Here is a 1,901-nt window from a genome sequence, read left to right as displayed (position 1 = left end):
GCTGCTTTGGATCAGGTGAAGCTGAACGGCTGTTAATTTCATTATGTGAATTGGAATTGAAACGAACGGACTTTGAAGAATGAAAAGTGTAGTGAGTACACAATTCAAAATTCCCAAAGGGCGCACTTAGCCATTGTCCCAATGAGTGCTTAACAGAGCAGGCGGAGTGCCTGCGAACTGACACAATAAAAATCTAAAACTTTCCTTTCCCTGATTACCTGCTGCCCCGCAAGTTATCAGGGTTTTTTTTAGGGCGTGTCCCGCCCGCCACGTAAACATTTGCTTATTCACTAAATGCGTGTATATTACATGGAGTAATACGAGGTTCTACTTATGGCTAAACGTGTAATGCTAACGCTTGAAGATGATACACATGCTTTATTGACTGAATTATCCATTCTGCAAGGTATTCCTGTTGCTACTTTGATTCGTGGTTTTATGGAAGCTCAAGTGCCTGCTGTTGAAGCAATGGTTAAAGCACTAACAGAATTGAATCAGGGTCGAAATCCTGCCGATGTTGAAACGGATTATTTGGGAAAAATGACAAAATCTGTTTTGGATGAGATCAGAAAGGGATAAATAGTAAAGCCCCAAGAGTAGCAGCTCTTAGGGCTTCGAATCCTGTATGTACGCTAATACTACGAGGTAACTAAATTGTACGCTAATCAGCAAAAAACGCAAACAACGCCAGACGTGTGCCGTTCCGTGAACGGACATCACTCTGGCGTTGGCGGCGTCCCTCTTGGTATATTTACGAAATCTCATGTAACCGTTACCAATAAAGGCGTTCAGAGAGTTCACGAATTCCTATTGCAAGATCAGTCTGCAAGGCTTTTACCTAAAGAACGTGTTTGTAACTGCTTAAAAAAACGTATTGATAAAACCAAGCTGCGTGACATCAAATACAACGAAGAACGAAAAAAAGCGCATTATTCAAACGTCCAACGCTGCGGTTCTGTGTGGACATGCCCTGTCTGTGCTAAGCAAATTACGGAAAAACGCAGAGAAGAATTAAAAACAGCCATAGAAACGTGGAAAAACGTGCATTTTGGCGGTGTTTTAATGCTTACCCTTACTTTCTCCCATTCAGCTACTGAATCGCTTAGATCGCTCTTAGAACGCCAAAAAAAGGCATTAAAGATTTTCAATGAAACAACCAAAGTCCAAGCACTTCTGAAAAAAATCGGTGTTCAGCACAAAATCAAAAGCCTTGAGATGACTTACGGACAAAACGGTTGGCATCCGCATAATCATATTTTGCTACTAACTAAAAATCAGGTCGAAGATTACCAATCATATATTTCTGATTTGGCTGTTCTATGGATTAAAGCCTGTACCAAAGCAGGTTTAAACGCTCCTTCAATGACGCATGGTTTAGATATTCGTGATGGGAATTATGCCTCTCAATACGTTGCGAAATGGGGCTTAGATTTTGAATTAGCAAAGGGCCACGTTAAAAAAGGGCGTAACGGTGGATACACGCCTTTCGATTTACTGCAATTTTCTATGCTTGATGGGACTATGAACAACCGTACTGCTGCAAGTCTTTGGCAGGAATTTGGCATAGCTACAAAGGGCGCGCGCCAGCTAGTCTGGTCGCGTGGTCTTAAAAAATTACTCAACATCGAAGAAAAGACGGACGAAGAACAAGCGGAAGAAACAGAACATAACGCTATAACGCTTCGCACGATTGACGATTATTTATTTTCCTTGCTTTGCCATTATCAGCAACGACACCAATTTTTACGTTGTCTTGAACGTGATTATGAAAACGGCTGCTTTGGATCAGGTGAAGCTGAACGGCTGTTAATTTCATTATGTGAATTGGAATTGAAACGAACGGACTTTGAAGAATGAAAAGTGTAGTGAGTACACAATTCAAAATTCCCAAAGGGCGCACT

The 1,901-nt window shown here is 41.3% G+C and carries 2 protein-coding genes; both read left to right on the top strand.

Annotated elements, in window-relative coordinates; all coding sequences use genetic code 11:
• Positions 1-333: 333 nt before the first annotated feature.
• Positions 334-579: a hypothetical protein gene (locus FTT91_RS14450; protein WP_180169697.1), complete on the top strand. Its 246-nt coding sequence runs from the start codon at positions 334-336 to the stop codon at positions 577-579.
• A 75-nt stretch (positions 580-654) separates the two neighbouring features.
• The gene (locus FTT91_RS14445) at positions 655-1,857 is read left to right on the top strand and encodes a protein rep (RefSeq protein ID WP_218952064.1); all 1,203 of its coding nucleotides are present in this window, start codon (positions 655-657) and stop codon (positions 1,855-1,857) included.
• Positions 1,858-1,901: the final 44 nt, after the last annotated feature.

This window comes from Acinetobacter sp. YH12021 (assembly GCF_013420145.1).
Lineage (GTDB): Bacteria > Pseudomonadota > Gammaproteobacteria > Pseudomonadales > Moraxellaceae > Acinetobacter > Acinetobacter towneri.
Note: the sequence above shows the minus strand (reverse complement) of the source record. Positions and strands in the feature narration are given on the sequence as shown.